Below are 25,250 nucleotides of genomic sequence, written 5' to 3' on the forward strand. Positions count from 1 at the left end.
GTCTTTTTAAATTTCATCTTAACTAATTCCTTTCACTTAGGTATTTAATTATAGCACTTCTTCTTTAAAGCGTCTGCAAAAAAACTGTTATTTACTCACATTCTACTCGTGTAATTCTAGCGGTAGACCATCTGGGTCGAAGAAGAACGTCATTTTCTTACCGGTATAATCATCATGACGGATAGGTTGCACGTAAATTCCCATATCTTCGAGCTCAGCCTTATAGGCTTCAATATTTTCAACGTAAAAAGCTAAATGACGAAGACCACATGCTTCCATATGATATTCTGGTTGCCCAACACGTTTTGGTGGTGCAACATAAGCTGGATCTGATGTTTTATTACCGAAAATCTCAAGTTCGATAGTGCCACACTTCAAATCGAGCTTATAATCATGACGTTCTGGGCGATGATTTTCACGGATGATTTCAAAACCAAGTTTATTAACGTAAAAGTCACGCGATTTGTCATAATCAGATACGATAAGAGCCACATGGTGAACTGCGTTTAATTTCATAAAAATCTCCTTGTTAATGTATGTTTAGAAAAAGCCGAGAATAAATCTTACTCTCAGCTTTTTTCTCTAAGAGGCCATTTGATTGTAAGAATAATCAAATGCTTTGTGAATGTCATTTGATGCTTGATTATAGGCAATAGATGATTCTAAACTACCTCTAACAACAATTCGTTCAGTTGCTTGCTGATCAGTGCAAGTTACTAGAGTGACCAAAGCTTGATCAGGAACATCATTTAAAACATCTGAACGGTCAAGTGTCACTAAAAATTTTCCGGTGATAACATAAGTATAGATAGTCGATTTATCTGTAAGATAAATCTTCATCCCAACCTTAGCATTCTCTAAAGGTGAAAACAACATCTTAGATGAACCAGAAATGCCAAAAACATGATGACTAGCAAGAGCGTAGTTATTTTGTCCACCCATTACTTGATCTTCTTTCATGGTACCGGCACCATAGGACAACTCAGTATTTCCCAACCCTTTAAAAATTGGGAGATTAATACCAAGATCTGGTATGGCAATACCGCCAATCACAGGAAGGTCAACATTAGCCAACTGAGCTTTTAACACTGATTCGACTGTTACAGGTTCAACTACTGAGAAATCATAAGTCACTTTAGCATTTTGATTATCTTTAATCCTCTTTTTAGAGACTTTATTGATTTGATAATGATTTGACTGATGGTCAATTAAAAAATTACAAATGGATTTATTAAAAATGAAGGCAAGTCCTAAAAGTAATAGCACTAAACAAAGTGTAATCCTAAGGAAAGTCAAAAAATGATGTGTTTTCTTCTTTTTCGTTATTCTAATCTTCTACTTCTTCAGTTTCTTGTTCTTCTTCTGGTTGGACAAGAGCAAGGGTCATGATTTTCGCATCTTGGTCAAGACGCATGATTTTAACACCCAATGTTGCACGACCAGTTTGAGAAATATCAGCGACACTTGTACGAATCATAACACCTGTGTCTGTGATAACCATGATATCTTCATTGCCGTTAACTGTTACAAGTCCAGCCAATTGACCATTTTTCTTAGTGATATTAGCAGTCTTGATACCTTTACCACCACGACCTTTAGTTGGATATTCAGAAGCTAGTGTGCGTTTACCATAACCTTTTTCAGTAATGACAAGAACTTCTTGGTCATCTGTAATACGTGAAGCACCGATAACTTCATCGCCTTCACGAAGGTTAACACCACGAACACCAGTTGCTGAACGGCTCATGCTACGAACATCAGATTCGTTAAAACGAACGCTGTAACCAGTCTTAGTTCCGATGATAATATCATCATTACCGTTTGTTCGGATAACGTTGATTAGCTCATCACCTTCTTTTAAGTTAAGGGCTTTAAGACCATTTTGTCGGATATTGCTAAATTCAGACTCTTTGGTACGTTTCACAACACCTTGTCTTGTGACGAAGAACAAGTAATTTTCGTTATCATCGCTGCCTTTTTCACTGATAATAGTTTGAACATTTTCACCTTCATCAAGTTTTAGAAGGTTAACAATTGGCAATCCCTTAGCCGTACGACCGTACTCAGGAATTTCATAACCTTTCAAGCGGTAAACGCGTCCTTTATTGGTCATGAAGTATACATGGTCATGGGTATTCGTAGAAACTAATTCACGAACGAAGTCATCGTCATTAACACCAGTTCCTTGAACACCTCGTCCACCACGGCGTTGAGCATGGAATTCGTCTTGAGCAAGACGTTTGATGTATCCTTTATTTGAAAGAGTAATCAAGACGTCTTCTTCTTCAATCAAATCTTCGTCTTCAAGTGAAAGAACTTCACCAACCATCAATTCAGTACGACGTGGATCAGCGTATTTACGTTTAATCTCATCCATTTCTTCTTTGATGATTGTGATAACACGTTCTGGTTTTGCCAAAATATCAGCCAAATCAGCAATCAATGCGAGAAGGTCATCGTATTCGGCTTGAATTTTTTCGCGTTCCAATCCTGTCAAACGACGAAGACGCATATCAAGGATAGCTTGACTTTGACGTTCAGATAGGTTGAATCGGCTCATCAATTCTTCTTGCGCAATGACATCAGTTTCACTATTACGAATAATGCTAATAACTTCATCAAGATGGTCAAGAGCAATTAACAAACCTTCTAAGATGTGAGCACGTTTTTCAGCTTTGGCTTTATCGAACTCTGTACGACGAACAATAACTTCTTTTTGGTGTTCAATGTAATCAACAATGATTTGTTTCAAAGAAAGAATCTTCGGGACACCATTTTCAATAGCAAGCATGTTAAAGCTGAAATTTGTTTGCAAGCTAGTAAGTTTGAATAAGTTGTTTAGAATAACGTTTGCAGAAGCATCACGACGCACTTCAATGATAAATCGAATACCTTCACGGCTTGATTCATCACGAACAGCAGTAATTCCTTCGATACGTTTTTCTTGTGCTAAACGAACGATGTGTTCGTGAATTTTTGTCTTGTTAACTCCGTATGGGAATTCTGTGACAACAATACGTTCACGACCGCTCTTAGTTGTTTCGATTTCAGTACGTGATCGAAGAACGATAGACCCTTTACCAGTTTCATAGGCTTTATGAATTCCAGATTTACCCATAACAAGCGCTCCTGTTGGGAAATCAGGACCAGGCAATACTTCCATCAACTCACGTGTTGTAACATCAGGATTATCCATAACCAGTTTAACGGCATTGATAGATTCCCCTAAGTTGTGTGGTGGAATATTAGTTGCCATACCAACGGCAATGCCTGTCGCACCGTTAACGAGCAAGTTAGGAAAACGTGATGGCAAAACAAGTGGTTCGCGTTCACTACCATCGTAGTTATCTTGGAAATCAACAGTATTTTTGTTAATATCACGAAGCATTTCAAGAGCAATCTTACTCATACGTGCTTCAGTATAACGTTGTGCGGCTGCACCGTCACCATCCATAGAACCAAAATTTCCGTGTCCGTCGACAAGCATGTGGCGGTAGCTCCACCATTGCGCCATACGAACCATAGCTTCATAAATTGATGAATCACCGTGTGGGTGATATTTACCCATAACATCACCGGTGATACGTGCAGATTTCTTATGAGGTTTATCTGGCGTCACACCGAGCTCATTCATCCCGTATAAGATACGACGATGAACTGGTTTCAATCCATCACGTACGTCAGGAAGAGCACGAGCAACAATAACAGACATGGCGTAATCAATAAAACTTGTCTTCATTTCTGAAGTTAGATTAACGTCAATTAAATTCTTATCCTGCATTAAGGAAAAACACTCCTTTTCTAGTGTAAAACTCAACTATATTATACCATAAATGGAGCTTTAAAACCACACCATAACCAATCTCCTTTTACTACCTATTAACTAAATGTCAGATAAACTACCAAAGTTTTCCTAAGCTTTTTCAAAATAATAATATGGCAAAAAATCAGTAAAATCATTGTGAAAAATTCACTAACTTTTAAGGTTTTCGCCTAAATTTTTTGCTTTCTTCTTTTTTCGAATTTTTACAATAAGTTCGTGACATTTCTCACTTAACATGTTAAAATATTATTCGTATAGGCGTCAGCCTAAAAAATTTAAGGAGATGTTTAGATAAATGACTGCAACTAAACAACACAAAAAAGTTATCCTTGTTGGTGACGGTGCCGTAGGTTCTTCTTACGCATTCGCACTTGTAAACCAAGGAATCGCTCAAGAACTTGGTATCATCGAAATCCCACAATTGTTCAACAAAGCTGTTGGGGATGCTGAAGACCTTAGCCACGCTCTTGCTTTCACTTCACCTAAAAAAATCTACGCAGCTAAATACGAAGACTGTGCAGATGCTGACCTTGTAGTTATCACTGCAGGTGCTCCACAAAAACCAGGTGAAACTCGTCTTGACCTTGTTGGTAAAAATCTTGCTATCAACAAATCAATCGTAACTGAAATTGTTAAATCTGGATTCAAAGGAATCTTCTTGGTTGCTGCAAACCCAGTTGACATCTTGACTTACTCTACATGGAAATTCTCTGGATTCCCTAAAGAACGCGTTATCGGTTCAGGTACTTCACTTGACTCAGCTCGTTTCCGTCAAGCATTGGCTGAAAAACTTGATGTTGATGCTCGTTCAGTTCACGCATACATCATGGGTGAACACGGTGACTCAGAATTCGCTGTTTGGTCACACGCTAACGTTGCCGGTGTAAACCTTGAAAGCTACCTTAAAGACGTTCAAAACGTTGAAGAAGCTGAATTGGTTGAACTTTTCGAAGGTGTTCGTGACGCTGCTTACTCAATCATCAACAAAAAAGGTGCTACATTCTATGGTATCGCTGTTGCGCTTGCTCGTATCACTAAAGCAATCCTTAACGATGAAAATGCAGTACTTCCACTTTCTGTATTCCAAGAAGGTCAATACGCTAACGTAACTGACTGCTACATCGGTCAACCAGCTATCGTTGGTGCACACGGTATCGTTCGTCCAGTTAACATTCCATTGAATGATGCTGAACAACAAAAAATGGAAGCTTCTGCTAAAGAATTGAAAGCTATCATCGACGAAGCTTTCTCTAAAGAAGAATTCGCTTCTGCTTGCAAAAACTAATTTCAAGTTTTTAAAATAAAAAGCTATCCTTACGGATAGCTTTTTTGTGTCTTATTTCGCATTTAAGGCAGCCATTGTAATGTAATTGTACGGCTTATTGAAGTGAGGTAAGAAGAACAAATCTGTGAGAGCTAATTTATCAATCGTTACGCCTTCTTGAATAGCTAGCGAGAAAAGATGAATACCTAATGAAACATCTGTCATAGCCAGCATCTGAGCACCCAATACACGTCTACTTTCTTTGTCATAAACAATCTTTAAAGTGACTTCGAAGTTATTTTTCTCGATGAAATCTGGTTTTTGTTTATCGCTGTATTCTACTTCTTCTGCGTCAAAGCCTTTAGCTTTTGCTTTTTCAAACGTTAAACCAGTTGATAGCATATTTAAGCCATAAATGGAGATACCATTTGATCCTTCCACCCCAATTCCTTCAAGATTATGACCACATGCATTATGAGCGGCAACAATACCAGTTCTTACTGCATTTGAAGCAAGGGCGATATAGTCCGTTTCGCAAGAAGCATTGTTATAAATAGTTGCACAATCACCAATTGCATAAACGCCAGAGAGACTTGTTTCTTGTTTTTTATCCACGAGAAAAGCACCGTTTTTGAAAAGTTCAACTTTTCCAGCAGCAAGGCTTGTATTTGGTCTAAAGCCAACAGCAAGGATAACCATATCAACATTATAACTTGCTTTATCCGTGATGATCTTCTCAACTTTTGTTTTTCCGACAACTTCTCTAACGGTTTCTCCGAAAGCTAACTTGATGCCGTGAGCTTGAAGATTATTTGCCATAATAGCACTTAAATCTTCATCATAATAACCTGCAAGACACGTATCTGCAACATCAATCAGAGTTACTTCCTTTCCTTTACGCTGAAAAGCTTCTGCCAATTCAACCCCGATATAACCAGCACCCACTACGGCAACACGTGAAATATCTTTTTCTTTAAGTTTTTCAATAACATCTTGTGCATTTTGGTAGAGTTTTACAAATTGAATATTTTCCAGCTTAGCTTCAAACTCCTGACTTCCATCTTTTAATTCTACGCCCTTAATTGGTGGAATAATTGGAGTTGAACCTGTCGCAAAAATTAATTTATCGTAGCTTTCTAGGTGAGGCTTCCCATCAACCAGAGCTGTCACTAATTTCTTATCGTAATCAACTGACTCTACAGGAGAATTCATGTAAATTTTTGCACCCAACTGCTCAAGTTCTTCTTTGCTTGAATAAAAAAGCCCTTCTGGTCCTGAAATTTGCTGACCAATCCACAAAGCCATACCGCATCCTAAAAATGAAATATTTGAATTTTGATCAAATACCACCACTTCGTTTTCAGAACCATAGTTAGTTAACATCGTTTTTATGCAAGCTGTACCAGCATGATTTGCTCCAATTACAACAATTTTACTCATAGAAATAACCTCGATTATCTTATTAATTAAAGTAACTATACCATATATTTGAAGCGCTCACAATTATTTAGCTTAAAAAATAAGTTGGTATAATACCAACTTATTTATTTTATTTCGATTTAATGTAGTTAACACCATCTGCTTTTGGTGCAACAGCTTTACCGAAGAAGGCTGCTAAGACAACGATTGTCAATACATATGGTGCAACTTTAAGGTAAATTGATGGAATGCTTGAGAAGAATGGTAATTGTGCTCCAATAATCGCAAGAGATTGAGACAAACCAAAGAATAAACTTGAAAGCATCGCTCCAACTGGATTCCAACGACCGAAAATCATGGCTGCAAGGGCAATGAAACCAGGACCTGCAATTGTTGTAACTGCAAAGTTGTTAGAGATTGTTTGGGCATAAACTGCTCCACCGATTCCTCCAAGAAAACCAGAAATCATAACACCTGCATAACGCATGAAGTAAACATTGATTCCAAGTGTATCTGCTGCTTGTGGGTGCTCACCAACAGAACGAAGACGCAATCCAAAACGAGTTTTAAAGATGATAAACCATGAAATAAATGATACTAAAATTGCGACATAAGCAACTAAAGATGTATTGTTAAAGAAAATTTTACCAATAACTGGAATATCTTTCAAAATCGGGAATGAAAAGCGACCGAATGTTTGAGTAATTGTATCTGTTTGACCTTTACCAAACATATAGCGACATTGGAAAACAGCAAATGCTGGAGCAATCAAATTAAGTACAGTACCAGAAACAACGTGGTCAGCACGGAAATTAATTGTAGCTACAGCATGGATAAGAGAATAAACAATTCCAACAAGACCTGCTACAATTGAAGCAACCCAAGGAGTTGCATGTCCAAAAACATCGGCGTATTTCAAGTTGAAAACAACACCAGAGAAAGCCCCCATAACCATGATACCTTCTAGACCGACGTTAACGATACCACCGCGTTCTGAGAATGTACCACCGATACTTGTAAAAATCAAAGGTGCTGAGTAAATTAACATGGAAGAAACTAATAGGGCTAACATTGTTGAAAAACTCATCTTACTTTCCTCCCTCTTCATTTTTAGTTTTAATAAATTGACGAATCATATAATCTGCTCCAACAAAGAAGATAATGAAGGCAGACACAACATCGATAACTTCTGATGGAATACCAATCATGCCTGTTTTACCGATAGCTAGAACAGCATACAAGAATGCTGCAAACGGAATACCTAAGGCAGTGTTTACTGCAAGAAGTGAAACGGCCATACCGTCCCAACCAATACTTAGAGAACTTGTTTGTGAGTAAACATTTCCAAATGTACCAAGTCCTTCTACAGTACCACCAAGACCGGCGAGAGCACCAGAAATAATCATTGAAACGACGATTAAACGTTTAGCTGACATACCAGCGTATTCAGCAGCATGTGGGTTAATACCAACTGAGTTAATTTCATAACCTAAGGTTGTTTTACGCATCATAAACCAAACAACCACAACAGCAATCAAAGCGATGAAGATACCGATATTGATACGAGAGTTATCTGTTAAAGCTGATAACCATTCTGTTTGATAAGAAGCATTTTCAGAAACTTTGATAGTTGCTTCTGTTGTACGCATAATTTTATCAGAGAACACATCTTGAATAAGATACTGTGTACCATACAAGATAATGTAGTTCATCATGATTGTAACGATAACTTCACTTGTACCGAGGAAGGCACGAAGAATACCTGGAATCGCTCCAGCGATACCACCAGCAATAAGACCAACTAAAACAGTACAAATCACTGAGATTGGTTTTGGTAGGTCAGGGAATGAAAGGGCAAACCAAACTGACATTACCCAACCGATTAATGCTTGACCAGGAAGACCGACATTAAAGAATCCAGCTTTTGAAGCAACTGAGAAACCAAGCGCAATAAGGATTAATGGACCCATTGCACGGAAAATTTCACCAATATTTTTAACTGAACCAAATGCTGTATAAAGCAAATCATTATATGCCCATAGAGGATTGTAACCAAAAGCAAGCATAAGAATCGCTCCAAGCAACATTCCAAGGAAGACTGCAATCAATGGCACAGCCCATTTTTGAGTTTTCTTAGACATTAACATTAGAATCCTCCTTTTCCACTTTACCACCAGCCATCAAAATACCAAGTTCTTGTTTATTGGTTGTGGCAGCGTCTAAGATACCTTGAATTTTACCATCGTGAATAACGGCAATACGGTCAGAAACATCAAGGATTTCATCTAATTCAAAGCTAATTACTAAGACTGCTTTACCTTTATCACGCTCCGCTACCAAGCGTTTACGGATATATTCAATCGCACCGACGTCAAGACCACGTGTCGGTTGACTAACGATAAGTAAATCAGGGTTACGGTCAATTTCACGAGCGATAACAGCTTTTTGTTGGTTACCACCTGATAAGGCACCACCTGAAACGAGTTCACTAGCTGCACGAACGTCAAATTCTTTCATCAACTTACGAGCATGTTCATTTAATTTGTTGTAGTTCATAAATCCATGTTTGCTGAGCGGCTCTTTGTAATAAGTTTGAAGAGCAATATTTTCAGCAATTGTCATATCGAGAACCATACCATCACGGTGACGATCTTCTGGCACGTGACCAACACCCAATTCAGTAATCTTACGAGGACGTTGGTTAGTCATGTCAATGCCTTTAATGAAGAAGTGACCTGACTCTACTTTGCGCAAACCAGTCAAAGCTTCTACCAATTCAGTTTGACCGTTACCGTCGATGCCCGCGATACCAACGATTTCACCAGCACGAACATCCAATGACAATTCTTTAACAGCTGGAACACCACGGTTTTCGTTAACAACCAAATCTTTGATTGAAAGAACATCGTCTTTTGGATTAGCTGGAATTTTATCTGTTTTGAATGAAACAGCACGACCAACCATCAATTCAGCTAATTCGTTACTTGTTGAATCAGCAACTGGAACTGTCTGAATTGATTTACCGTGACGAATAACTGTAACTCGGTCAGCAACAGCACGAATTTCATCAAGTTTGTGAGTGATCAAGATGATTGATTTACCTTCTTTAACCAAATTACGCATAATATCAAGCAATTCAGTGATTTCAGAAGGTGTTAAAACAGCTGTCGGTTCATCAAAGATAATGATATCTGCTCCGCGGTAAAGTGTTTTTAAAATTTCAACACGTTGTTGCGCACCAACTGAAATATCAGAAATTTTGGCAGACGGATCTACGGCTAGGCCGTATTTCTCTGATAATTCTTTGATTTCTTTGCTTGCTTTTTTAAGGTCAAGAATTCCAGGACCTTTTGTTACTTCATTACCCAAGATAATGTTTTCAGCAACTGTAAAAGCTTCTACCAACATAAAGTGTTGATGAACCATTCCGATACCCATCTTAGCTGATTTAGATGGTGAGTCAAGCCTTGCTTCTTCACCTTTTACTAAGATTTGACCACTTGTTGGTTGTAGAAGACCAGCAAGCATATTCATCAAAGTCGATTTACCGGCTCCATTTTCTCCGAGGAGAGCGTGGATTTCACCTTTTTTGACTTCTAAATTAATATGGTCATTTGCGACAAAATCACCAAATTTCTTGGTAATCTCACGCATTTCTATGACGTTTTCATGTGTCATGTGTGATCCCTTTCAGTCTAATAATAATTTTTAGGTCAGTTAAGTCCATTAAAACATGCTTTAATGGACTTAACTGAGATAAAAATAAGATTTATCTCAGTCCCTGAAAAAAGGCGACCAATTTGGTCGCTTTTTTCAAAAGAGCGATTATTTGTTTACGCCATCATCTACTTTTACTTCGCCTTTGATAACTTTTTCTTTTGCAGTTTCTACAGCAGATTTGATGTTATCTGGAAGGTTTTTAGTAACAAGATCAACACCACCGTCTTTAAGACCGTATGTTTTAGTTGTGTTACCCTCAAATTTATCACCTTTGAGTTGACGGTTAGCAATATCATTAACAACTTGACCTACTTCTTTGATTGTTGAAGTCAAAACAAAGTTTGATTTCACTTTATCCGATGAAGTGTAGTTACCTTCTTCAGTTTGGTCACGGTCTACACCAATAACCCAAACTTTTTTGTCGCTATCAGCCGGTAATTTTTCGTTGATTTCTTTGGCTTGTGAGAAGACACCAGTACCAGAACCACCTGCAGCTTGGTAAATAACGTCAGCACCACCAGCATACATTGTTGCAGCAATTGTTTTACCTTTAGCTGAATCTGAGTATGAACCGACATATTGAACGTCAACTTTGATTGAGCTATCTACTGAAGCAACACCTTCTTTGAATCCAGTTTCAAAACGAGTAATTGTATCAGATTCAACACCACCTACAAAACCAACGTGTTTTGTTTTAGATTGCATTGCAGCTGCGATACCTGCAAGGTAAGCACCTTCATTATCTGCAAACAATACACTTTCAACATTTTTGTGGTCTGCAACAACATCATCGATAATAACATAGTTTGTATCTTCATTTTGAGGTGCAGCTTCATCAACAGCGTCGTGAAGGTTGTAACCAATCGCAAAAACAAGGTTGTAACCATTTGAAACAGCTGAGTCTAGGTTTGTTGCATAGTCTGACTCACTATCAGATTGGAAGTAAGTGTAGTCAGTATCTTTTTTCAATTTGTTTTCTTTACCCCAAGCTTGCATACCTTCCCAAGCAGATTGATTGAATGATTTATCATCAACACCACCTGTATCAGTAATGATTGCAGCTTTTACGCTAGAATCTGAGCTTGAGCTAGATGAATTTGAACGACTACATGCGCCAAGCGCTAATGTTGCTACTGCAGCAAGTCCAAGACCAACAATTTTCTTGTTCATGAAAAATGAACCCTCCTAAAAAAACTTATAAGCAACGTTTGTTGCTAAAATCTATCAAGCCAATTGGCTTAATGAACACTCTGAAAATAGACTTAGGCTAAGTCTACGAAACTGTGGCATCGTTACCACCTGACCGTCATCGCGACCGTCCATATAGAAAATAAATTATCTTTTTAAAGTAAACACTGATTAATAGCTACCTTCTGCAGCTGTTTCACCGTTCACGATTGCAACACCAGATGATGCTCCAATACGTGTTGCACCAGCTTTAACAAACGCTTCAGCATCAGCGTATGAACGAGCTCCACCGGCAGCTTTTACCCCAACGTTAGGTCCAACTGTTTTACGCATAAGAGCAACATCATGAACATTTGCTCCTGCAGTTGAAAAACCAGTAGATGTTTTAACGTAATCAGCTCCTGCCGCTACAGACAGTTGACATGCTTTTTCTTTTTCTTCATCAGTTAAAAGACATGTTTCAATGATAACTTTTACTAATTTATCACCGCTTGTTTCAACAACAGCACGAATATCATTTTCAACAAAATCATACTCTTTTGCTTTCAAGCGACCGATATTAATTACCATATCAATCTCATCAGCACCATTTTCGATAGCATCTTTTGTTTCAAATGCTTTCACACGACTTGTGTTAGCTCCTAGAGGAAATCCGATAACAGTACAAACTTTTACATCAGAATCTTTTAAGGCTTCTGCAGCATGAGAAACCCAAGTTGGGTTAACACAGACACTAGCAAAGTTGTATTCTTTAGCTTCAGCAATAAGATTATCAATTTGATCTTGAGTGCTTTCAGGTTTCAATAAAGTGTGATCAATGTATTTGTTAATTGACATTAATATAATTTCCTTTCCTTCCTGAAAATGTTATTTTCATTTCATTAATAATTACACTCTATCTATTCTACCATTTTTTTGATAGAATGTAAGTCTTTTTTGCTATTTTTTTAATAAAGAGTAAAAATGGCAAAAACCGAAAATTCATTAAAACGCTTATTTTGTTTAACTTCTATATAAAAAACCTTATTATAGCAACCTTTTCGCACTTAATATGACATATGTGTCATGTGTCATATTCGTTATTTCTGAACCTTTTCCTATTATTTTACTATAAACAACAAGATTTTGCGACCGTAAAATTAGTGAGTTTCGGTTTTGCAACCGCTTTACATTAGTTTGTTTTATGATTTTTATATGAATAATTATACTTTGAAAAGTGACTAAGATGTCATAATTATTCTATGACATTTGTCACAAAGCTTGTCATTAAAGGAATTCAACAAAAAAATCCTTATCGAACTAGAAATAATAACTAATCCAATAAAGATTTTTTATTCACTTATTTTATTTTTTCACTACGTAAAATATAATAGCCTTTATCGCGCTTTAAAATCTCAACATTTCCAAAAACTTCTTCCATTTTGGCTTTTGCACTTGGTGCACCTTGTTTTTTCTGAATAACAATTGTCAAATTGCCACCAACTTTTAAATAGTTAATACTTTCAGAAATAATTGTATGGACAACTTGTTTTCCTGCACGAATTGGCGGATTACTGATGATATAATCAAATGTTCCATTGACTTTCTCGTAGATATTTGATTGGAAAATATCAGCTTCGACACCATTTTTTTGTGCATTTTGTTTCGCTAAATCAATTGCACGATTATTGATATCAACCATAGTTGGTTTAACATCTTGAACTTTTGCTAGTGAAATTCCTAAAGGACCATATCCACAACCAAGATCTAACAGTGTCTTTCCTTTTTCGAAATCTAGGGTATTTAAAAGGACTTGACTCCCATAATCTACCATTTTTTTAGAAAAAACGCCTGAATCAGTTAAAAAAGTAAACGATTGCCTAAGTAAGGTAACTTTTAATTCATGAATGTCATGAGCACTATCAGGGTTTTCTGCATAATACATTTTAGTCATTCTTCTATCACTTTCTCTTATAATGCACTTCTATTTTATCATACTCTTCTATCATATCAAGCATTGTAACTGTTTTCAACTAAAGCTTAAAATGCTATAATAAGGTACATAACCTCTTTAAGGAGTTTCGTATGACTAACGAATTTATTAATTTTGATCTTATTTCTCGCGAGACTTGGCAGGAATTGCATCGAAAAACTCAGCCGCTTCTCACAGCTGAGGAACTTGAATCGATTAAAAGTTTAAATGATAACATCAGTATCCAAGATGTTATTGAAGTTTATCTTCCTTTAATCAGTTTGATTCAAATTTACAAAAACGCTCAAGAAAACCTTTCGTTTTCAAAAAGTATCTTTTTAAAAAAAGATGCAAGTAAACGACCTTTTATTATCGGAATCTCTGGTTCAGTAGCTGTTGGGAAATCAACGACCAGCCGTCTTCTACAACTTCTACTATCTCGAACATTTAAAGATAGTAAAGTTGAAATGGTAACGACCGATGGATTTATTTATCCCAATAAGGTCTTAATTGAGCAAAATATCTTAGACCGTAAAGGATTTCCTGAAAGTTATAACATGGAACTTCTTTTAAACTTTCTTGACGCTGTCAAAAATGGAATGACGGCTCGTATTCCTGTTTACTCACATGAAGTTTACGACATAATTCCTGATCAAGAACAAGTTATTGAAGCACCTGATTTCTTAATCGTCGAAGGAATCAATGTTTTTCAGAATCAAAAAAATAAACGTATCTATATGACTGGCTACTTTGATTTTTCTATCTATATTGATGCTGAAAATGATTTAATTGAAAAATGGTACCTAGAACGTTTTGACAGCTTACTAGAACTTGCTAAGACAGACAAGACAAACTACTATAATAGATTTGTTAAAATGCCACACAAAGACGCGTTAGAGTTTGCCAAAATGGTCTGGAAAACTGTCAATCTCGTAAATCTAGAAAAATATATCGAGCCCACTCGAAATAGGGCAGAATTAATTTTACACAAGACTGATAATCACAAAATTGATCACATTTACTTGAAAATATAAGTAAATTTTCCTGAAACAGTGATTAAGACTTGCCAAAACGCAATAAATTCTATATAATAATGTAGTTAGATTAATTTGGAGGTGAAAACATTGGCAAATATTAAATCAGCTATCAAACGCGCTGAACTTAACGTTAAACAAAACGAAAAAAATTCAGCACAAAAATCAGCTATGCGTTCTGCTATCAAAGCATTTGAAGCTAACCCATCTGAAGAGCTTTTCCGTGCCGCTTCTGCAAGCATCGATAAAGCTGAATCAAAAGGTTTGATTCACAAAAACAAAGCTAGCCGCGATAAAGCACGTCTTGCTGCTAAATTGGCTAAATAATATCCAATGAAAACTCCAAATGGAGTTTTTCTTTTTCTAATGAACACTCTTACAAACTAAAAAGGCTCTTTTGTACTGACCCCAAAAAGTTGGACAATAAATTATTGAAAAGATTTAGTTCTGTATTGCACAGGACTGAGTCCTTTTAATTTTGTCTTGATACGTTTATTGTTGTAATAAAAAATATAATCCGTAATGGCTTGTTCTAGCTTATCAAGCGACTTAAAAGTCTTTTCATAACCGTAAAACATCTCAGACTTTAAGAGGCCAAAGAAGGACTCCATCATGCCATTATCTGGACTATTTCCCTTGCGTGACATAGATGGACGAATCCCTTTGGATGCCAAGAAATCATGATAAGACTGGTGTTGATATTGCCACCCTTGGTCGCTGTGAAGAATAGTTCCTTGGTAAGAGGTAGCCGGAAATGCTCTTTTAAGCATGGTTTGAACCTGTTTTAAATCAGGTGAGCGTGGCAAGGTGAATTCAATAATCTCACTATTGTATCCATCAAGAACAGGGGATAAATAGAGTTTCTCTCTAATATTTGGTAAAGCGAATTCAGTGACATCTGTATAACACTTCTCATAAGGCTTAGCCCCTTCAAACTGACGTTGAATTAGATTATCAGCTTTCTTCCCAATCTCTCCCTTGTAAGACGAGTATTTACGCTTACAACGAGTACGAGCAGCGAGTCCCATGAGTTTCATTAACCGTTGAACCTTCTTATGATTGATAACAAATCCTCGGTTTCTTAGTTCTAAATGAATACGACGGTATCCATAATTGCCTTTATGGTCATCGTAAATGGTTTGAATCATCTCTTTGACCTTCTTATCTTTCTTAGCTCTATTAAACCGTTTCAACTGATAATAAGTAGAACGAGCTAGCTTAGCGGTTTTTAGTAAGAGGTCTAATCGAAATCCTCCTGAGACCAGTTCTCTAACTGTTTCCACCTTTTGCGCTGTAAGGCTTCGTCCCTCAAGCGCAATTCCCTCAACTTTTTTAGATAAGCTACCTTGGTACGCAGACGCTCATTCTCTTCCAGAATATGCTCTAGCTCAGTCATTTCTTTACAAGTTTTCTTTGGTTTACGTCCCATCTTACTCGGTCTCCCTCGTTGTTTCTCAACAATAGTATACCCGTTTTTCTTGTATTGTGCTATCCAATTGGTGAGTAGGGATTGTTGGGGAAGAGCATAATCCAGTGATACGGTGAGCTGAGATTGACCTTCAATAAGAACTTTATTAATAATTTCCTGCTTTAATTTAGAGGGATAATACTTATTTTTCCCTTTTTTAACAACCTCAATACCATGTTTATTCATAAGCCGTACCATGTACTTAAGATTGGATAGACATACACCGTACTTTCGACTAATATAAGGCCAAGAAAAACCAGCTTGTCTTAACTGATATATTTCTAGTTTATCTTCATAACTTAATTTCATACAAAAACACCCCAATCGTTAGATTTTTTTCTGTCTAACTTTTGGGGTGCAGGTCAGTTAAGCCTTTTTTATTTACCAAAATTATATCGGTTAAAACGAACTTCAAATATGGTTCCTTTTGGATGATTATCCTTAACTTGAATATCACCTTTTAAGGCATCAACAATTTGTTTAGCTAAAGATAGCCCAAGCCCAAAGCCACCTTTTTGACGTGTCCTTGCCTTATCAACGCGATAAAAGCGATCAAAAATTTTCGCTTTATCGGCGTCACTAATACCCGGTCCATTATCAGCAACGGTTAGAATAGTCTGGCGTTCTGTTGTTTTAACCGTAAATTCAATAAAACCGTCATCATCAGTGTACTTAATCGCATTATCAAACAAGATTGTCATCAATTGTTTAAGCAAGGTGCGATCAGTTTTTATCGGACGATCCGCAAAATTATGAGAAACAAAAGTTTTACCGTTTTCTTCGGCAATCATGTTGTAATTCTCAAAAATTTCATTAAATATTGAAGGTTGGATTTCTTCTAATTCAACCTTCAATCCATCATCTCGCCTAGCAAGATTCAAAAGATTGGTTGTTAAAATACGCATATTACGAACTTCGTCAAGACTCGCTGCAATACTTTCACTGTTATCAAGAATTGTTGCATTCGGTCGTCTAAAAAGACTTTCAAGTCGGTTTTGAAGCACCGCTAAAGGCGTTCTTAATTCGTGACTAGCATTTTCAACAAAACGCTTTTGTTTTTCATAACTTTCTAAAATTGGTTTACGCATCCAATTTGCCAAGTAAATACTTGCTAAAATTGAAATCATCCAGAAAATAATCATGACTGAAACTGTTATGGTTACATAACGTTCGTTTGCCTCATCAAGCTGACTAACACTGATTAAGAAAGTCGCGTATTCAATCGTTGGATAGTCACTACTATACACTCTAACCGTTAAAACATGGTATTTTTCGGTTTGACCAAAGATAGTTGTCATTTTCTCATCTTTAATCTCACCAATAGTGTCTTCATCAACACTAGATGCTAATGTCCCGAACTGGACAAACGCATCAATTGCATTTACGATTTTCCCATTTGTATCGTACAGTAGCACACTGACATTACTTAAACTTGCCACATTTGAGCTGGGTTTACTTTTTCCAGAATTACTAAAACTATTATTAGATTGTATGGAATCACTACGCTCCATTGTTCGTGTGACGTAATCACTTGCATTGTCAGCTGCATTTTTTAAAGTAGTATCTACAGAAGAATATAGACCATAACGCATAATCTGCAAGATAATCGTGGTCATAATGATGAAAATTCCTGTAAATACAATGAAGAAATGGAAAAAATTAGAAAACGTTCCTGTTGATAATTTTTTGTGTATGTTATTCAGCATCTTTTAGAATATATCCTACACTACGAAGTGTTTGTAGATTTTTAGCAAAACTTGTTCCTTTTAATTTTTTGCGAATCTTAGAAACATAAACTTCAACAACTGAAATTGTAGTATCGCTATCAAATCCCCAAATACGGTCAAAAATTTGTGATTTTGGCAAAATAACATTTTGGTTTTGCAAGAAATAAACCAGTAAATCAAATTCTTTACCTAGTAACTCAACCTTTTCACCGTTAACAGTTGTTGTGTTAGTTGATGTATCGGCTGTTAATTCGTGGTAAGAAAGAGTATTATCGTTGAATTTTCCAGAGCGTTTCAAAAGCGCTTGAATGCGCATCTTTAATTCTTCGAGATAAAATGGTTTTGTCAAATAGTCATCTGCACCAAGTTCAAAGCCATGTCCTTTATCATCAAGGCTTTCTTTTGCAGTCATAATTAAGACAGGTGTCGTAATACCTTGTTCACGTAATTCTTTCAGAACTTGGAAACCACCTTTTTCTGGCAACATCAGATCAAGCAAAATAAGGTCATAAACACCACTTTCTGCCTCATAAAGTCCTTCTTCACCATCAAAGACTTGCATAACATCCGCAAAATCGTCTAAAAAATCAAAGATTGAATTCGATAAACTCAAATCATCTTCTACTAATAAAATCTTAATCATATATCTGCTCCCTTATTTACCTTATTATATCATGACTTGACCCTTAGGTCTAAGTATTTAATGCAATTAATTTAGTTTACCAAAAGGATATCGAAACCAACTTAAGATTTCCTAAAAACATAAAAAAGCGTCTGAGTTTTCACTCAAACACCCTTTATAAGCACTGCTTATTTCACTGCTGCAAGAGCTTCTTCGACAGCAACTTTACTTGTGCTAATCAAATCAAGACGTGCAGAGATTTCTTTGATACCCATTGTGATGTTACGGCTGATAGCCATGTCATTTAATTGTGGTTCAAAGAAAGCTTTGTATTCTTCAAGACGTTCAGTTGTCTTGAATGAGTTGGCTGGGTAAATAACGAATTTGTCAAAACTCATGTCACCACCAAGGGCGGCTTTGATCCAATCCCAGTTTTCACGAGCCCAAGTCCAAAATGCCCCTTGAGAAAATGGTTTGTCAAGGAATGGACGGTACCAGCTCATCGCCAAGTCCTGAGGTTTAACAACGTCTTTATTTTTCAATTCTGCCAAGACACGTTCAACCGTTGCATTTTCTTTTGTATTTGACAATGCTGAAGCTAATTGACGTTTGAAGTTACCATCATTAGTTTTCACATAAGTATCAAGATATAGAGATACTAATTCTTCAGTTTCAGCGTGTTTGATTTGGTTGGCAAGAACTGACATACGAATTGAGGCTGGAATCGCTTCGATGTTGTCTTTGTGTTGGTGGAAAATAGCCTCCGCTTTTGTGACAGCATCTTCATTATCAGCATACAACATTAATGAAATAGTGTTTTGACGAACCATTTCATCTTCGTCTGATTCACCAGCTTTTGGTTCAAATCCTAAGCGTTCGTAGTTTTTTTGCATCAAACGGCTAATCAAAGCTTTAAATTGTGCTTGTGCTTGACTTCCTTCCTCTAAGAAGATATCCAAACCTTCAACAACTTGAGAAATAGCTTCTGCTACCAAGTATGATGTTTCATCAGAAAGTTTCGTCAAAAGTGGAACTAACTCAGCGTAAGAAATTTCACCACTTTCAGCAAGCAAACGACGTTCTTGGATAACTTGAAGTTTTGAAACAGTATCGAGTTCAGTCAATTGTTCAAGAACTGTATTTAACAACTCACCTTTGTAGTTTGTAATGTAGTGAGCAGTATTTTCTGTATTTAGGCGGAAAGCCCCTTCGTTTTCAGCAGCAAGTTTGCTGTAATTTGGAATTTCAAGGCGAGCTTGCGTTAAAGTATCTGGAAGACCTTTCCAATTGCTGTTAAGTGGAATTGGCCAAATACGGTTTTCATCAACATTTTCACCGATGAAGAATTGTTTTTGGCTAAGAACGAGTGTATCATCAACCACTTCAGCAGTAACCACTGGATATCCTGGTTGTTCTAACCATGCATCCATGAATGCTGCAACATCTTTTCCTGATGCTTCTGATAAAGCATCCCAAAGGTCACGACCGATTGTATTGCTATATTGATGTTTTTCAAAGTAAATTTTAAGACCTGCACGGAAATCGTCATCTCCTAACCAGCGACGAAGCATGTGCATCAAGCGGCTACCTTTGGCGTAAACGATAGCTGGATCAAACAAAGTATTGATTTCATCAGGGTGCTTAACTTCAACGTGAACTGATTGAACACCATCAGTAGCATCACGTTTAAGTGCTAATGGAAGGCCACCTGTTTGGAAATCTTCAAAGATATTCCATGATGGTTCAATAGCATCAACAGAAACATATTCCATCATGTTGGCAAATGATTCATTCAACCATAAATCATCCCACCATTTCATTGTAACAAGGTTACCAAACCATTGGTGAGCTAATTCGTGAGCAACAACAAGCGCAACGCTTTGGCGGCTCTTAACAGTTGAGTTCTCATCAACAAGAAGATAAACTTCACGATAAGTTACCAATCCCCAGTTTTCCATAGCTCCAGCCGAGAAATCAGGAAGCGCAACGTGATATGACAATGGAATTGGGTATTTAACACCGAAGTATTCTTCGTAAAAGTCAATAACACGAACAGCAATATCAAGTGAGAAATCTAATGCTTTAAGAGCATGCGCTTTTGTAGAGAAGACTCCTACTTCTGTTCCGTTCTTAGTTTTAGCTGTTTTTCCTTGCAAATCACCAAGAGCAAACGCAAGCAAGTATGATGACATACGAGGTGTTGTATCAAATGTCCATAGACCAGTTTCTTTACGACGTTCAGCATCAACTTCAGGCATATTTGAAAGAACAATTTCACCTTCTGTTTGGTCAAATTTGATACTCAAGTCAAATGTTGCTTTTGCTTCTGGCTCATCGATACATGGGAATGCTTCACGCGCAAAGTGACTTTCAAATTGAGTTGAGATTACTTCTTTTTTAACACCATCAACAGTGTAATATGATGGGTAAATTCCAGTCATGTTATCAGTAATATTACCTGAAAACTCAACAACAAGTGTCATTATTCCTGTTTCTGGTAACTCAACATGAACAGCTTCATTGTCGTTGTCAATCGTAAACTCAAGGTTTTGATTATCTAACAAAACAGAAGCAACCGTTAAATCTTTTTGGTGGAATGAAATAACATTATCTAAAGCTTCACCACTAATGGCAACGTTACCTGAAAAAGTTTTAGCTTGACGGTTGATATCAAGGAAAATATTATAATTTTCAGGAACAAACTTTTCAATAAAATGTTCTACAGTTTTCATATAACTCCTTTAAAACGTAGAATGAGGACCAACATATTGTTTGCCCCATATCACTTAATCTTTTAAAATTTAAGTTTGGTACCAAGTATTGTTATCATTTTTTGCAAATGTCAGAATTGACACACAATACTTTCAAACCTCATCATTATATCACAAAATATGATATATGTCAGTTTTAAAAATCTTGTAAACAAAAGAAGGTTACCACTAGCAGGCAGCCTTTCTTTTGTTTATAATTCAATTATTTTTCCTGTTTTAAGGTAAATAACCCATTCACAAAGGTTACGAGCATAGTCACCAATACGTTCTAAGTAAGTGATAACTTGAAGATATTCTTTACCAGCAAATACTGTATCTGGTTGTTGGCGGATTGATTCAACAGCCATATTTTGAATTTCTTTAAAGTAATTATCGATCACTTCATCAGAAGCAGCGACTTCATAAGCACGTTCTTCATCACCAATCACATAAACGTCAAGTGCTTCTTCGACCATGTTACGAACAGCTTTACCCATTTTTTTGATTTCTACTTCTACTTCTGGCAAACGTTCTTCACCTTTAACGCGAATAGTTGCTTTTGCGATAGATGCTGCATGGTCACCCATACGTTCAACATCACTTGAAGCTTTCAAAACAGTGATAACTGTACGCAAATCTTGTGATACAGGTTGTTGAAGAGCGATAATCTCGAGAGATTTCTTTTCAAGCTTAGTTTCAAAGTTATTGACAATTTCATCACCCTCGATAACTTCTTTTGCCAATTCACGGTCATGGCTGATGAATGCTTGAACTGTTTTGTTAATTTGTGACAACACTTCAGTACCCATAGCATAGAATTGGTTATGCAATTTTTCTAATTCATCATCAAATTTTGATCTTAACATAGTATCATCTCCTTTTGAGTGTTCCCAAAACTAACCAAATTTACCAGTGATATAATCTTCGGTTTCTTTGCATTTAGGATTCATGAACATTTCATGAGTTTTTCCGTATTCAATAAGTTTACCATCTAGGAAGAAACCTGTACGGTCTGAAATACGTGAAGCTTGTTGCATTGAACGTGTTACAAGAAGCATAGTGTATTTATCTTTCAAACCATAAAGAGTATCTTCAACCTTACCAGCTGAGATTGGATCAAGCGCTGATGTCGGTTCGTCAAGTAAAATGATTTTTGGACTTGTCGCTAAAACACGCGCGACACAAACACGTTGCTGCTGACCACCAGACAAGCCAAGGGCTGAATCGTGCAAACGGTCTTTTACTTCATCCCAGATTGAAGCTCCAATCAAAGAACTTTCAACCGCTTCATCTAAAACTTGCTTATCTTTAATTCCTTTTAGACGTAGGCCATAAACAATATTTTCATAGATTGACATTGGAAATGGATTTGGTTGTTGGAAAACCATTCCAATTTCTTTACGAAGTTCAACGGTATCTGTTCGTGGACTATAAATGTTATGTCCATTATAAACGATTGAGCCTGTTAATGTCACCTCTGGATTCAAATCTCCCATTCGGTTAATTGAACGAAGAAGAGTTGATTTACCTGAACCAGATGGACCAATAAGTGCTGTGATTTCATTAGGATAGAAATCCATAGAGACATTATTGAGCGCTTTTTTCTTATTATAGTAAACAGATAAGTCTCTTACTTTTAAAATAGGTTCTGTCATGTCTTGCCTTTCTAACCAAAGTGTCCTGACACATAATCGCTAGTTGATTGCAATTTGGCATTTTGGAAAATATTATTAGTTTTATCGTATTCGATCAAATCCCCCAAATAGAAGAAGGCTGTATAATCACTAGCACGTGCAGCTTGTTGCATGTTATGAGTAACAATAATGATTGTGTAATTTTTTTTCAACTCAAACATCGTATCTTCTAATTGCATTGTTGCAACTGGGTCGAGGGCTGATGCAGGTTCGTCCATCAAAAGAATATTTGGTTTTACAGCAATGGCACGAGCAATACACAAACGTTGTTGTTGACCACCTGAAAGTGTAAAGGCTGATTTGTGCAAATCATCTTTTACTTGATCCCAGAGAGCAGCTTGTTTTAGAGAAGTTTCAACAATTTCATCTAAAAATTGTTTATCTTTGACACCTGCACGCTCATAAGCAAATGTAATATTTTTATAAATTGATTTAGCAAATGGATTTGGCCGTTGGAAAACCATTCCGATGTGCTTACGCATTTCGTAAACATTAATGTTTTTGGCATTAACATCAATACCTTCGTACAAAATTTGTCCAGTGACTTTTGCAATGTCAATAGTATCGTTCATACGATTTAGACTACGAAGAAAAGTTGATTTACCACATCCTGAAGGTCCGATAAGAGCAGTGATTTTATTTTTTTCAAACTGCATATCAATTCCCTTGATAGCTTCTTTTTGACCATAGTAAACATGAAGGTCTTTTGTAGCTAGGGCTAATTTTTCTTCAGGAAAAGTAATAATATGTCTTTCATTCCAGTTATACTTTGTCATCTCTTCTCCTTTATTTTGCTGACGTTAATTTGGCGTGAAGCTTTTTACCGATATAACGTGCTGAGAGGTTGAAAATTAAGATGAAAATCAAAAGAACTGCAGCACTTCCTTGCGACACTTGAGTCGCATCAGGAATCGTTCCTTCACTATTAACCTTCCAAATGTGAACAGCCAAAGTTTCGGCTTGACGGAAAATTGAAATCGGACTTGTAACGCTTAGCGGATTCCAGTTTGACCAATCAAGAGCTGGTGCTGATTGACCAGCCGTGTAAATAAGCGCTGCTGCTTCACCAAAGATACGACCTGAGGCAAGAACAATACCAGTCACAATACTTGGAAGAGCTTCTGGAATTACCACATGAACTACTGTTTCCCAACGTGACAAACCGAGTGCAAGTCCTGCTTCACGTTGTGTGTGGTGAACATTACGAAGACCGTCTTCAACATTACGTGTCATTTGAGGAAGGTTGAAGACAGTAAGTGCAAGGGCACCTGAGATAATTGAAAATCCATATTGAAATTGAACAACGAAAATCAGATAACCAAACAAACCGACAACAACAGATGGTAAAGATGAAAGGATTTCAATACATGTTCTGATGAAGTTTGTAAAGCGTCCTTTTTTCGCGTATTCAGATAAGTAAATTCCTGCTCCCATTGATAAAGGAATAGAAATAACCAATGTGATTACCAAAAGAAAGAGGGAATTATACAATTGAATCCCAATACCACCACCTGCTTCATACGATGATGATTTACCAGTCAAGAATGACCAGTTAACATGAGGTAATCCATTTACCAAGATATATAGTAGTAATGATGCCAAAATCGCAACAATAATTCCAGCAATTGTATAGAGAATTCCTGTTGCTAACTTATCAAATTTCTTAGCGTGCATAGTTTCTCTTTCTTTCTCTTGTAATAAATTTAACAAGCATATTGAATCCTAAACTCATAATGAGTAGAACCAACGCTAGTGACCAAAGAACATTATTTTGAACGGTTCCCATAACGGTATTACCGATTCCCATTGTAAGAACGGATGTTAGGGTTGCTGCTGGAGTTGTTAGAGATATTGGTACAACAGCTGAGTTACCAACGACCATTTGGATAGCCAAGGCTTCACCAAAGGCACGTGCCATACCGAAAATAACTGCGGTAAAGATACCAGGTCTAGCAGCATTTAAAATAACTCGCCAGATTGTTTGCCAACGAGTAGCTCCCATCGCTAAACTAGCTTCTTTATAATGTCTTGGCACTGCTTTTAAACTATCAATTGTCATGAAAGTTACCGTTGGTAAAATCATAACAAACAAAACGCAGACACCAGATAAGATACCGAACCCAGTTCCACCAAAGATAGAACGTGTAAAGGGTACGATAACTTGCAAACCAATGAATCCATAAACAACAGATGGAATACCTGTTAATAATTCAATAGCTGGTTGAAGAATTTTGGCTCCATATTTTGGAGAAATTTCTGTCATAAAGACTGCTGCACCAATAGCAATCGGAGTTGCTACTAAGGCAGATAAAATAGTTACAATAAATGATCCTAAAATCATCGGAAGAGCTCCAAATGATCCTGAACTTGGATCCCACTTACTTCCAAAGAGGAATGTGATTGGATTAACACCATCGACAAAGAAAGTTGATAATCCTTTTTGGGCAACGAAGATTAAAATCATTGCCACGATGAAAACAATCAGTACTAAACAAAAGAATGTGATGCCTTTTCCGAACTTCTCAAGGCGAGAATTTTTTGAAGGCGTCGTTAACTGTTTCTCAAGATCTTGATTTCTCATAGTATCTCC

Annotated in this window: 22 protein-coding genes; 3 read left to right on the forward strand and 19 right to left on the reverse strand. The window is 36.8% G+C overall.

Going from position 1 to position 25,250, the window contains the following annotated elements:
- Positions 1 to 102: 102 nt before the first annotated feature.
- The 3 genes from gloA2 to gyrA form a co-directional block, all read right to left on the reverse strand.
- On the reverse strand, positions 103 to 516 hold the full coding sequence (gene gloA2 / locus DQN23_RS04525) for an SMU1112c/YaeR family gloxylase I-like metalloprotein (RefSeq protein ID WP_020916808.1): 414 nt from the start codon (positions 514 to 516) through the stop codon (positions 103 to 105).
- Between the two features lie 66 nt (positions 517 to 582).
- On the reverse strand, positions 583 to 1,326 hold the full coding sequence (locus DQN23_RS04530; RefSeq protein ID WP_111712811.1) for a class A sortase: 744 nt from the start codon (positions 1,324 to 1,326) through the stop codon (positions 583 to 585).
- Between the two features lies 1 nt (position 1,327).
- Entirely contained in the window at positions 1,328 to 3,781 is a 2,454-nt protein-coding gene (gyrA, locus tag DQN23_RS04535; protein WP_111712812.1) for a DNA gyrase subunit A, read from the reverse strand.
- 337 nt (positions 3,782 to 4,118) lie between these two features.
- Between gyrA and DQN23_RS04540 the strand changes: the two genes are divergently transcribed.
- Positions 4,119 to 5,108 carry an L-lactate dehydrogenase gene (locus DQN23_RS04540; protein ID WP_020916811.1) on the forward strand — a complete coding sequence of 330 codons (990 nt, stop codon included), beginning with the start codon at positions 4,119 to 4,121 and terminating at the stop codon, positions 5,106 to 5,108.
- Between the two features lie 51 nt (positions 5,109 to 5,159).
- On the opposite strand, the gene nox is transcribed toward DQN23_RS04540, so the two are convergent.
- The 7 genes from nox to DQN23_RS04575 form a co-directional block, all read right to left on the reverse strand.
- Positions 5,160 to 6,527, reverse strand: a complete 1,368-nt coding sequence (nox, locus tag DQN23_RS04545; protein WP_111712813.1) for a H2O-forming NADH oxidase — start codon at positions 6,525 to 6,527, stop codon at positions 5,160 to 5,162.
- A gap of 109 nt (positions 6,528 to 6,636) precedes the next feature.
- Positions 6,637 to 7,593, reverse strand: a complete 957-nt coding sequence (locus DQN23_RS04550) for an ABC transporter permease (protein ID WP_111712814.1) — start codon at positions 7,591 to 7,593, stop codon at positions 6,637 to 6,639.
- Between the two features lies 1 nt (position 7,594).
- On the reverse strand, positions 7,595 to 8,647 hold the full coding sequence (locus DQN23_RS04555) for an ABC transporter permease (protein WP_111713080.1): 1,053 nt from the start codon (positions 8,645 to 8,647) through the stop codon (positions 7,595 to 7,597).
- The gene (locus DQN23_RS04560; RefSeq protein ID WP_020916813.1) at positions 8,640 to 10,184 is read right to left on the reverse strand and encodes an ABC transporter ATP-binding protein; all 1,545 of its coding nucleotides are present in this window, start codon (positions 10,182 to 10,184) and stop codon (positions 8,640 to 8,642) included. Before DQN23_RS04560 ends, DQN23_RS04555 begins: the two co-directional genes overlap by 8 nt.
- Before the next feature lie 147 nt (positions 10,185 to 10,331).
- The gene (locus DQN23_RS04565) at positions 10,332 to 11,396 is read right to left on the reverse strand and encodes a BMP family lipoprotein (RefSeq protein ID WP_058813953.1); all 1,065 of its coding nucleotides are present in this window, start codon (positions 11,394 to 11,396) and stop codon (positions 10,332 to 10,334) included.
- Positions 11,397 to 11,585: 189 nt separating this feature from the next.
- Positions 11,586 to 12,251: a deoxyribose-phosphate aldolase gene (deoC, locus tag DQN23_RS04570; RefSeq protein ID WP_111712815.1), complete on the reverse strand. Its 666-nt coding sequence runs from the start codon at positions 12,249 to 12,251 to the stop codon at positions 11,586 to 11,588.
- 502 nt (positions 12,252 to 12,753) lie between these two features.
- The gene (locus DQN23_RS04575) at positions 12,754 to 13,347 is read right to left on the reverse strand and encodes a class I SAM-dependent methyltransferase (RefSeq protein ID WP_061407804.1); all 594 of its coding nucleotides are present in this window, start codon (positions 13,345 to 13,347) and stop codon (positions 12,754 to 12,756) included.
- Positions 13,348 to 13,478: 131 nt separating this feature from the next.
- Between DQN23_RS04575 and coaA the strand changes: the two genes are divergently transcribed.
- Together coaA and rpsT are read left to right on the forward strand one after the other, a co-directional pair.
- Positions 13,479 to 14,399 (forward strand): type I pantothenate kinase, encoded by a 921-nt coding sequence (gene coaA / locus DQN23_RS04580; protein ID WP_020916817.1) that lies wholly within the window; start codon positions 13,479 to 13,481, stop codon positions 14,397 to 14,399.
- Positions 14,400 to 14,474: 75 nt separating this feature from the next.
- A complete protein-coding gene (gene rpsT, locus DQN23_RS04585; protein ID WP_004231769.1) occupies positions 14,475 to 14,726 on the forward strand; it encodes a 30S ribosomal protein S20 in 252 nt (83 codons plus the stop codon).
- 101 nt (positions 14,727 to 14,827) lie between these two features.
- Here rpsT and DQN23_RS04590 read toward each other — a convergent pair.
- The 9 genes from DQN23_RS04590 to pstC all read right to left on the reverse strand — a co-directional run bounded on the left by DQN23_RS04590 (position 14,828) and on the right by pstC (position 25,241).
- Positions 14,828 to 16,176 (reverse strand): IS3 family transposase gene (locus DQN23_RS04590; protein WP_407697476.1). Its coding sequence is split into 2 segments (ribosomal slippage): positions 14,828 to 15,726 and positions 15,726 to 16,176, totalling 1,350 coding nucleotides; the frame shifts between segments, so codons are not numbered across the junction.
- 68 nt (positions 16,177 to 16,244) lie between these two features.
- A complete protein-coding gene (locus tag DQN23_RS04595; RefSeq protein WP_020916819.1) occupies positions 16,245 to 17,573 on the reverse strand; it encodes a sensor histidine kinase in 1,329 nt (442 codons plus the stop codon).
- On the reverse strand, positions 17,563 to 18,237 hold the full coding sequence (locus tag DQN23_RS04600) for a response regulator transcription factor (RefSeq protein ID WP_020916820.1): 675 nt from the start codon (positions 18,235 to 18,237) through the stop codon (positions 17,563 to 17,565). Before DQN23_RS04600 ends, DQN23_RS04595 begins: the two co-directional genes overlap by 11 nt.
- Positions 18,238 to 18,404: 167 nt before the next feature.
- The gene (locus DQN23_RS04605) at positions 18,405 to 20,948 is read right to left on the reverse strand and encodes a M1 family metallopeptidase (protein ID WP_111712817.1); all 2,544 of its coding nucleotides are present in this window, start codon (positions 20,946 to 20,948) and stop codon (positions 18,405 to 18,407) included.
- Between the two features lie 230 nt (positions 20,949 to 21,178).
- Positions 21,179 to 21,832, reverse strand: a complete 654-nt coding sequence (gene phoU, locus DQN23_RS04610; RefSeq protein WP_020916822.1) for a phosphate signaling complex protein PhoU — start codon at positions 21,830 to 21,832, stop codon at positions 21,179 to 21,181.
- 30 nt (positions 21,833 to 21,862) lie between these two features.
- Entirely contained in the window at positions 21,863 to 22,621 is a 759-nt protein-coding gene (gene pstB, locus DQN23_RS04615) for a phosphate ABC transporter ATP-binding protein PstB (RefSeq protein WP_020916823.1), read from the reverse strand.
- An 11-nt stretch (positions 22,622 to 22,632) separates the two neighbouring features.
- Positions 22,633 to 23,436, reverse strand: a complete 804-nt coding sequence (gene pstB, locus DQN23_RS04620; RefSeq protein ID WP_020916824.1) for a phosphate ABC transporter ATP-binding protein PstB — start codon at positions 23,434 to 23,436, stop codon at positions 22,633 to 22,635.
- A gap of 10 nt (positions 23,437 to 23,446) precedes the next feature.
- Complete coding sequence (gene pstA, locus DQN23_RS04625) at positions 23,447 to 24,334, reverse strand: phosphate ABC transporter permease PstA (RefSeq protein WP_020916825.1); 888 nt, start codon at positions 24,332 to 24,334, stop codon at positions 23,447 to 23,449.
- A complete protein-coding gene (pstC, locus tag DQN23_RS04630) occupies positions 24,324 to 25,241 on the reverse strand; it encodes a phosphate ABC transporter permease subunit PstC (protein ID WP_111712818.1) in 918 nt (305 codons plus the stop codon). The genes pstA and pstC overlap by 11 nt, the downstream gene beginning before the upstream one ends.
- Positions 25,242 to 25,250 lie beyond the last annotated feature (9 nt).

Origin of the sequence: Streptococcus lutetiensis (assembly GCF_900475675.1) — a bacterium.
Classification (GTDB): Bacteria; Bacillota; Bacilli; order Lactobacillales; family Streptococcaceae; genus Streptococcus; species Streptococcus lutetiensis.